This is a genomic window from Campylobacter concisus (genome assembly GCF_902460595.1).
Taxonomy (GTDB): Bacteria; Campylobacterota; Campylobacteria; order Campylobacterales; family Campylobacteraceae; genus Campylobacter_A; species Campylobacter_A concisus_BL.
This window is the reverse complement of the sequence record NZ_CABPVA010000001.1, coordinates 679,896-688,774: the sequence shown is the minus strand read 5'-3', so window position 1 is coordinate 688,774 and position 8,879 is coordinate 679,896. Positions and strand designations below refer to the sequence as shown.

Below are 8,879 nucleotides of genomic sequence, written 5' to 3'. Positions count from 1 at the left end.
AATTTTAGAGCCGAAATTACTCGCTCATGAAATTTTAAAATTTGCTCGAGTTTTTTAACTGCATGCGATTGTGCTAGCGTAGCGCATGCCGTTTAAAATTTTATAGAGGTTAAATTTGACAATGTGATTTGCCAGCTCTAATTTTAAAATTTCTCAAACGCTAAATAGGCAGCGTGACAGCTTAACCAAGCGCTTTGCTCTTGTCACAGACTGAAAAATCCCTAAATTTTAAAGCTCCCATTAAGCTTTCATCAAGCGCCTTATTAGCCAAAATTTTGTAAAATCCGCTCATTAAAAAGGATAAAAAATGAGTGAAAATTCTGGCTTTACACACCTACATTTACACACCGAATACTCCCTACTAGACGGAGCAAACAAGATAGAAGAGCTAGCTCATACGCTTCATGACAGAGGCGACACAGCAGCAGCGATCACGGATCACGGCAACATGTTTGGCGCGATTGATTTTTACAAAAAGATGAAAAAAAATGGTATAAAACCGCTAATTGGCATCGAGGCTTACGTGCATAACGGCGAGCAGCTCGACGACAAGAGCACCAAACAGCGCTTTCACCTCATCCTAATCGCCAAAAACGAGACTGGCTACAAAAATTTGATGTATCTTAGCTCCATGAGCTACATCGAGGGCTTTTACTACTATCCTCGTATCAATAAAAAAATCTTAAAAGAGCATAGCGAGGGCCTAGTTTGCAGCTCTGCTTGCTTGCAGGGCGAGGTGAGCTGGCATCTAAATTTAAGCGAGCGTAACGTTAAATTTGGCGCTAAAGGCTACGAGAGGGCAAAAGAGGTCGCGCTTGAGTATAAAGAAATTTTTGGAGATGACTTTTACCTTGAGATCATGCGCCACGGCATCGGCGATCAAAGGCGCATAGACGATGACATCTTGCGTATCGCAAAAGAGACTGGCATCAAGGTTATCGCCACAAACGACACCCACTACACTTTTAAAGAAAGAGCCGCTGCGCACGAGGTTTTCATGTGCATCGCGATGAACAAAACATTAGACGATCCAAACCGACTTCGCCACAGCGTCCATGAGTTTTTTGTTAAAAGCAAAGAGCAGATGAACGAGCTATTTTTAGACATCCCTGAAGCGATAGAAAACACCCAAGAGATCGTGGATAAGTGCAATCTCGAGATCAAGCTTGGCAACCCAACTCCGCCAAATTTTAAATTTACGCTTGAGTGCGCCAAAGAGAGAAATTTGGCCCTCCCAGAGCCAGAAAACAGATATAGTTTCAAAAATGACGCTGTATTTTTCGAGCACGAGTGCAGAAAAGGCCTTGAAGAGAGGCTGAAATTTGTCCCAGAAAATTTACACGAGGAGTATAGAAAACGCCTTGAGATAGAGATCGGTATCATCAATAAGATGAATTTCCCAGGATATATGATGATTGTTTGGGACTTCATCAACGAGGCCAAAAGTAGGGGCGTGCCAGTTGGCCCAGGACGTGGCTCCGCGGCTGGTAGCTTGGTCGCTTACTCGCTAAAGATAACCGACCTTGATCCTATCCCATACAACCTGCTTTTTGAGAGATTTCTAAACCCAGAGCGCGTTAGCATGCCAGATATCGACGTGGATTTTTGTCAAAGCAGACGCGGCGAGATCATCGACTACGTCACGCAAAAATACGGCAAATTTAACGTTGCTGGCGTCATTACATTTGGTAAATTGCTCGCAAAGGGCGTAATTAGAGACGTCGCAAGGGTTTGTGATATGCCTTATGCGGAGGCTGATGCGATGGCAAAGCTTATCCCTGATGAGCTAAACATCACGCTAAAAGATGCCTACGATAAAGAGCCAAAGATAGCTGAGCTCGTCAGCCAAAACCCAAAGGCAGCTAAAATTTGGAAATTTGCGCTTGATCTTGAGGGGCTAAACAGAAACGCCGGCCAGCACGCAGCGGGTGTTGTCATCTCAAACGAAGAGCTTTGGAACAAAACCCCGCTATTTCGCCAGCCAAATAGCCCAGAAGATCGCTTTGTCACGCAGTATAGCCTCAAATACCTTGAAGACGTTGATTTAATAAAATTTGACTTTCTTGGCCTTAAGACGCTAACGGTTATCGATAATGCGATAAAGCTCGTTAAACAGCGCACTGGCAAGGACATCATCTGGGAGCAGGTCGATAAAAACGACTCTGGCGTTTATAAAATGATACAAAGTGGCCAAGCCATCGGCATCTTTCAGATAGAGGGCGAGGGCATGAGAAAGCTAGGAACTAGCCTGCGCCCAGACTGCTTTGAGGACATCGTCGCGATGCTCGCACTCTACCGCCCAGGACCGATGGAGAGTGGTATGCTTGATGACTTCGTCAAAAGAAAACATGGCGAGGCGGAGATAACATACGCATTTAAGGAGCTTGAGCCGATCCTCGCGCCAACATACGGCGTCATAGTCTATCAAGAACAGGTCATGCAGATCGTGCAAGCCATAGGCGGCTTTAGCTTAGGCGGTGCGGACCTTGTGCGCCGTGCGATGGGTAAAAAGATCAAAGAGGAGATGGACAGGCTAAAGGGCGAGTTTGTAAAAGGTGCTGAAGCCAAGGGGCTAAATGGTCAAAAAGCGGACGATCTTTTCGAGCTGATCGTCAAATTTGCAGGATATGGTTTTAACAAGTCTCACTCCGCAGCTTACGCTTATGTCACATTTCAGACGGCTTATCTGAAGGCTTACTATCCGGCTGAATTTATGGCGGCACTTCTAACAAGCGAGGAGAGCAACGTCGATAAGATCGTTCGCTACATTGATGAGATAAAACGCATAAACATCGATACTTTGCCACCATCTATCAACAAATCAACCAAAGAATTTAGCGTCGTTAAAAATGAGGGTCACGATGGCATTATATTTGGGCTTGGAGCGATTAAAGGCGTTGGTGGAGCGGCTATTGAGAACATCATCGCTGAGCGTGACGCAAAGGGCGAGTTTAAGAGCATGGACGACTTTGTCTCAAGGATCGATCCATTTAAGGTCAATAAAAAGGTCTTTGAAAGCCTTATAAAAGCTGGCTGCTTCGATGAGTTTGGCTTTAGTCGCAAGATGCTTTTGCAAAATGTAGAAAATATCGTAGAAGCTTGCAAAAACGCAGCTCAGATACGTAAAAATGCGGCTGAGAGCCTATTTGGCGAAGATGATAGCATGAATGACGTGAAGATAAATTTCGTCACTATAGATGATGAATTTGACATCAAACAGATCTTGAAATTTGAGCAAGAGAGCGTTGGCATCTACCTCTCAGGTCACCCGCTTGATGACTATAAGGACGAGATAAATAAGATCAAATACACGCTAAGCTCGGAGTTTGAGACCTTGCCACAAAGTGCTGAAATTTTGGTAGTTGGCAAGATCGAGGACTTTAGCACAAGGATCACAAAAAGTGGCAAAAAAATGGGCACTATAAATGTGCTTGACTTTCACGGTAACATCGAGATCGCCGTCTTTGAAAGAGAGCTTGGCAACATCGAAGATATCGTAAAAGACGAGGCAAAGCGCGATCTACCTTATGCATTTAGGATAAATATCTCGCGCGACGATCAATTTGTAAGGACAAATTTAAACGAGGTTTATAGCCTAGAAGATGCGCAAAATTTAGACTTTAAGACTAGAAAACTAAAGCAAAACTCTAAATTTAGCAAAAATGAAGAGGCGAGCGCTCCTCAAAAAGCAAGAGAGTATGCCGAACTAGAGGTGCTTTTGATGCTGAGCGAGCTTAGCAGGCAAAAGCTGGAGCAAATTTACTCGCTAGTTTTTAGCAAAAATGCTCCAAATAATCAAAAACGGCTAATTTTGAAGATAAAAAATGAAGCAACTGGCGAAATTTTCATCTATAAGACTGAGTTTATCGTAAGTGATGATGTGGGCGAGGAGATAGAAAAGCTCGCGGCTTCAGCGTAAATTTAAGGACGAGAAATGTTTGATATTTTTAGAAAAAAGGGCCATTTTTTAGACGAGCTTGGCATAGATAAAAGTAACTGGAGTGAGCTTTTTAGCGCATGTCTTGGCAGAGCGATGCTGCTTCAAAAACGGCTTTTTAAGCAAGTGGTTGAGGCTAGCAAGTGGCAAGCTGACTTTGAAAGTGGCAAAATTTACTTTGACAAGCAGGAGTTTGATATGCAGTTTATCGGCTCCGAGAGCTTTTCGTCAAACACTTGGCTTTGGGGATATGAAAATATAAATGGCTTTGACGAGCGGTTACTTGCTCTTGCAAACAGGGCGCGTGAGTTTGGGGAGAAATTTGGGCTTGAAGCGTTTAGCACGGCGCAGTTTGAGCTAGATGAAGAGATAAATGGTCATACAATTAGCTTGGTTGCTTGCGTGGCGCTTGGCGAGGAGCTAAGCTACTATAAGATCGATTACGACGGTGGCGCTGCGTACGTTGCATTTAGGGCTGAGGCTATCTTTAAAGAGCCAGTTTTAGCAAATGAAGTAATAAGCGTAGTAAATGAGTGTATAAGTGCCTATGAGCTTGATCACAAGCTTTTTATAAAAGGTCTTTTGCTGGGTTGTGAGATAAAATTTAGCGAAAACAAGGATGAGATAGTAGCTAAGCTTAAAGATGAACTTAGCTTCAAATTTGATGATCTTAATAGGCTAACAGATATCTCCGCGAAGTTGTAATCTTATATTTTGGCTGGGTTATTAGGCGCTTAGCTTAGTAGCCTAGCTCTTTTCTTAGTAAATTTATCTCATCTATCACCATTTGTGGCTTGAGATCCCTCATACAAGCATGCGTTTTTATCGGGCAAACTCGCTTCATACAGGGCATGCACTCTAAATTTAAATGTACTATTTTTGCAAATTCATTGCCCCATGGCGAGGTTTCGCTAAATTTTGTCGGTCCAAAAAGAGCGATCGTTGGCACATGAAATGCGGCAGCTACGTGCATAGGGCCGCTATCGTTTGTGACGAAAATACCATTTTTACTAAGCCCAGCTATGCGCTCACAAAGCTCTTTGACGCTTGTTTTGCCAGCTAAATTTTGGCAAGTTGCGTCGTTTTCTTTTAAAATTTGCTCAATTTTTTCGCAAATTTCTTGCTCGCCTTTGCCACCAAAGATTACGATCTCAAACTCATCTTTAAAATTTAAAGCCACCTGCGCAAAATACTCTGGATACCATCTTTTCGCACTTCCGTAGCTCGCACCTGGATTTAGAGCTAGTGTTTTTTTGGCTGAAATTTTAGGGGTAAAATATAGCTTTAGTTGAGTGGAAATTTCACTTAAGCCAAGAGCATTTTTTACAAAATTTGCATATTTTAGCACCTGGTGAAGGACGGTTTTACTCTTTTTAAAGATGGCTTTTTTCTTAGCGTTTATAAAAAATATCAAAAATTTACTAGCAAACGAGCTTCTAAAGCTAAGTGCTAGATCAAATTTGCCAAGACTTTTTGCACTTTTTGCAAGAGATAAAAACCTAAATTTAGCTTTTTTGCTCTCATCAACGACTACTTTTTCGCAGTTTGGATGGTTTTTGTAAAGCTCGCAAGCTACAAATGAGCCAAAAAAAACGATTTGTAAATTCTTCTCATTTTGCACTAAATTTTCGATCGCAGCGCTTGCCATCACGCTATCACCAAGCCAGGTTGGAAGCTCGATAAAAACTCTCATTTTAAGGCGTCTTTTATCACTTCAAGCGTAAGAGCGGCGTTTTTTTCGATGCTAAAATTTAGCGAAAGCTGGTAAGCCTTCTCTTGCAGGCTCGCCATAAGCTCGTGCTTTGTGAGAATTTCATCTATAAACTCCAGCGCGCTCTCGTCACTTGGATTTTGAAGCACAAATTTATCTTCAAGTATCTCGCCAGCGCCATTTTGAGCCGTCGTAAAGACCACGTTTTTAAAGCTAAGTGCCTCTAGCACGACATTTGAAAATGGTTCATAGTGTGTTGGAAATATAAAAATATCGCTCGCTTCATAAAATTTCGCCGTGCTCTTTTGCTCGCCGACAAAGTAGGCGTTTAGCCCAAGTTTTTTAGCTAGGCGTTTGTAGCTTGAGATGTTTTTGTCTTTGCCGACAATGAGCGTATTTACGGGCGTTTTTAGCTTTGAAGCAAGGAGCAAAAACTCTTTTAGCCCCTTTCTTTTAAAGCCATTTCCCACAAAAAGTAGGGTTGCAAGCTCAAATTTAAGTCCAAATTCCTCACAAAGTGCGAGCTTTGCCTCAGCTTTTTGCACCCTTTGGGGTAAATTTACACCGTTATAAATGGTCGTGATCTTCTCTGGCTCTATGCCGTAAGTCGCGATAATCTGCTCTTTTATGAAATTTGAGTTTGTGATGATCTTTTGGGAGTTTTTGAAGCATTTTTTCTCTAAGTATGGATAGACGAAATTTAGGGGGTTTAGCCACCAAAAGCTTTTTGTCGCCCTATAAACCTTGTGCACGCCGTCTCCTGCTCTATATATGTCAGCGCAGCTTACTCGCTCTAAGCTAAAGTAAAACTCATCCTCTCTTTTTTGGCGTTTTACTTGGCGGTTAAAATTTAGAGCTTTTTTCCAAGAAGAGATGCCAGCATCTCCAAGATATGAGCGAATTTCTGTTTGGATACCAAGCTCATTTAGGGCCTTAACAAGCCTTCTTAAGTATCTTTCAGCACCTCCAACTGCGTTTGGATTAGTTCTTAAAAATACTATTTTTTTCATCTATAACTCCTAAAGCCAGTGCCCAAAACAAGAGCATCAAAAGTGCGTTTTCATGGTGAAATGTCGTGTTTACAAGTGAAATTACATTTTGAAAAACAAGCATCAAAAGCGCTAGAAAAACTATACTGCTTTGTCTGAAATTTTTAATAAATTTAATAAAAAGTGATAGTTGAAATACTAAATATGCAAGCAGAGCGATGATGCCTTTTTCAGTTAAAAATGTTAAAAAGGTGTTGTGTGCGTGGCTAACACGTACTTCACCGTTACTTGGAAAATATTTTGTTATATCTATGGTTTTAAACTCTCCAGAGCCTATGCCAAAAAAAGGATGCTCAAGCCAAGTGTAAAAAGCACTAGCAAAGATCGGATATCTCGTCTCTGACCCCGTTACGCCCCTTGTTAATTTGCTATAAATTCTTATATCTTGCGTGATATTTGCTGATATATATGTATATGAAATGGCTATAATGCTAAATAAAACCACAAGAGCAATTGATGTTTTAAAGTTGGTTTGCTTATTCATGGTCTGATAAGATAATATGAACAAAACAACAACAGGCAAAAGATACATGGCGGCTCTTGAGCCAGTAATCATAACCCCCAATGCGCAAATTCCTGCTACTGCTATAGCTATATATTTTTCATATATTTTTTTAAATTCAGCTATTGAAATTAGAGCCACGCAGAAAACTAGTAGCATAAAAATGGCGCTATGGTTTACGTGACCGATTGATTTAAGCTCAAAAAGTGCCATTGGATCGTTTGATGTAAATTTTTTAACACAAGCTGGGATAAATGCAGTGATCAAGCCAGCAAATAAGGCAAAAAATAGAAATTTGAAGTTTATTTTCTCAACACCAACACTTCTAATTACAAAGAAAAATAACATACATCTTAGCGGATCAAGTGCTCTTGAAGGTGAGACTCCGTTTATAAAACAACTTATAAAAGTTGCTAAAACAAAGATAAAAAGCGAGATATTTATAACATCAAATTTAAATTGCTTTTTTTCTTTGACACAGATATAAATTCCAACCAATACAAAAAGTGTAAGTGAAATTTGCTTTAAGCCCTCAGTGACTGGTAGTGTAAACAATAAAACAACCAAAAAAAGATTGTAGAGCTTAGTTATAATGTCATTTTTCATGCGTATCCTTTGAAATTTAAGCTTGTATTTTATCATTGATGAACTAAAAATAATATACAATATTAACAAAAAATTAAAAGGAAGTATCGTGCATGGTGTGAAAATAAGCTTTATAGTGCCTGTTTTTAACAAAGAGGAGCATATTAGAGATTGTTTAAATTCGCTGATATCTCAAGATTTTACTGACATTGAGATAATAGTTATAGACGATGGAAGTAGCGATAATACACCACAAATTTTAAAAGAGTATGAAGATAAAATAATATTAAAAACAAAGAGTAACGCAGGTGTGAGTGCTGCTAGAAATGATGGTATTATGCTAGCTAAAGGAAAATACACTATCTGTGTTGATGCTGATGACTGCGTAGAAAAAGACTATGCTTCATCCGTTTATGGTATCGCTGAAAAATTTGATGCTGATATTGTGATAACAGATATGCGTAAGGTTTATGATTATAAAAAGGTCTTATTTAAAGATTTTGGGACAAAAGAAGACGGTACCATTGATAAAAGTGAGTATCTAAAAAGGCTTTTAGCATCAAGACACAACAAGGTTTTACACAATGTTGCAAACAAGGCAATAAAAACTAAAATTTTAAAAGAAAATTTGTTTCCAGTTGGGATCACACAGGCTGAAGATTTTCACGCTGTGGTGAGAAACGTTATCGCTTCAAAGACTCTTGTGAAGCTAAATAGAGCGTTTTATAACTACAATATCGGAGAAAACAACACAGGTGGCTTTGAAAAGCTAAAAGCCGTAATGGATCATAAATTTGTCTATGAGGACATAATCTCAATTTTAAGAAATAAAAATTTAGCTCTTGAGATGGTGCCTGATCTAGAGTTTAGAAAAATCAAAAGTGTCTATATGCCAACTATTTCATCAAGACCAAATTTGAAAAATAGCAGCTATGTAAAGGCGCTTGACCTTTTCTATGAGGATGTTGATAGCATTATAAGTTCAGCTGGTTTTTCAAAGCTTAGACTAAAGCATAGAATTTTGCTCAAAGTGCTAAAAAATGTAAAATCATACGAAAATGTATCAAAAATTTTAAAAATCTTTAATACAATAAA

At 39.7% G+C, this 8,879-nt stretch carries 6 protein-coding genes; 3 read left to right on the top strand and 3 right to left on the bottom strand.

All coding sequences use genetic code 11. The annotated features are described in order from the left end of the window. Positions 1-307 precede the first annotated feature (307 nt). The gene (gene dnaE, locus F3G86_RS03340) at positions 308-3,919 is read left to right on the top strand and encodes a DNA polymerase III subunit alpha (RefSeq protein WP_149722988.1); all 3,612 of its coding nucleotides are present in this window, start codon (positions 308-310) and stop codon (positions 3,917-3,919) included. Positions 3,920-3,934: 15 nt separating this feature from the next. After that, positions 3,935-4,642 (top strand): DUF6882 domain-containing protein, encoded by a 708-nt coding sequence (locus F3G86_RS03335; protein ID WP_149722987.1) that lies wholly within the window; start codon positions 3,935-3,937, stop codon positions 4,640-4,642. A 34-nt stretch (positions 4,643-4,676) separates the two neighbouring features. Here the strand turns inward: F3G86_RS03335 and waaF are convergent, their stop codons facing one another. Genes waaF through F3G86_RS03320 form a run of 3 tightly spaced genes read right to left on the bottom strand, consistent with a single transcriptional unit; the run spans position 4,677 to position 7,805 of the window. Then, positions 4,677-5,630 carry a lipopolysaccharide heptosyltransferase II gene (waaF, locus tag F3G86_RS03330; protein WP_149722986.1) on the bottom strand — a complete coding sequence of 318 codons (954 nt, stop codon included), beginning with the start codon at positions 5,628-5,630 and terminating at the stop codon, positions 4,677-4,679. Continuing rightward, positions 5,627-6,658: a glycosyltransferase family 4 protein gene (locus F3G86_RS03325; RefSeq protein WP_149722985.1), complete on the bottom strand. Its 1,032-nt coding sequence runs from the start codon at positions 6,656-6,658 to the stop codon at positions 5,627-5,629. Before F3G86_RS03325 ends, waaF begins: the two co-directional genes overlap by 4 nt. Then, positions 6,630-7,805, bottom strand: coding sequence for an O-antigen ligase family protein (locus F3G86_RS03320; RefSeq protein ID WP_149722984.1), 1,176 nt, complete (start codon positions 7,803-7,805; stop codon positions 6,630-6,632). Before F3G86_RS03320 ends, F3G86_RS03325 begins: the two co-directional genes overlap by 29 nt. Positions 7,806-7,893: 88 nt before the next feature. On the opposite strand from F3G86_RS03320, the gene F3G86_RS03315 reads away from it, so the two are divergent. After that, on the top strand, positions 7,894-8,879 hold a 986-nt coding region (locus tag F3G86_RS03315; RefSeq protein ID WP_188116408.1), incomplete at its 3' end, for a glycosyltransferase family 2 protein.

Bases quoted from the DNA above. Each gene is read 5' to 3' on its own strand.
- dnaE (WP_149722988.1), top strand. From the start codon at position 308: ATGAGTGAAAATTCTGGCTTTACACACCTACATTTACACACCGAATAC.
- F3G86_RS03335 (WP_149722987.1), top strand. From the start codon at position 3,935: ATGTTTGATATTTTTAGAAAAAAGGGCCATTTTTTAGACGAGCTTGGC.
- waaF (WP_149722986.1), bottom strand. From the start codon at position 5,630: ATGAGAGTTTTTATCGAGCTTCCAACCTGGCTTGGTGATAGCGTGATG.
- F3G86_RS03325 (WP_149722985.1), bottom strand. From the start codon at position 6,658: ATGAAAAAAATAGTATTTTTAAGAACTAATCCAAACGCAGTTGGAGGT.
- F3G86_RS03320 (WP_149722984.1), bottom strand. From the start codon at position 7,805: ATGAAAAATGACATTATAACTAAGCTCTACAATCTTTTTTTGGTTGTT.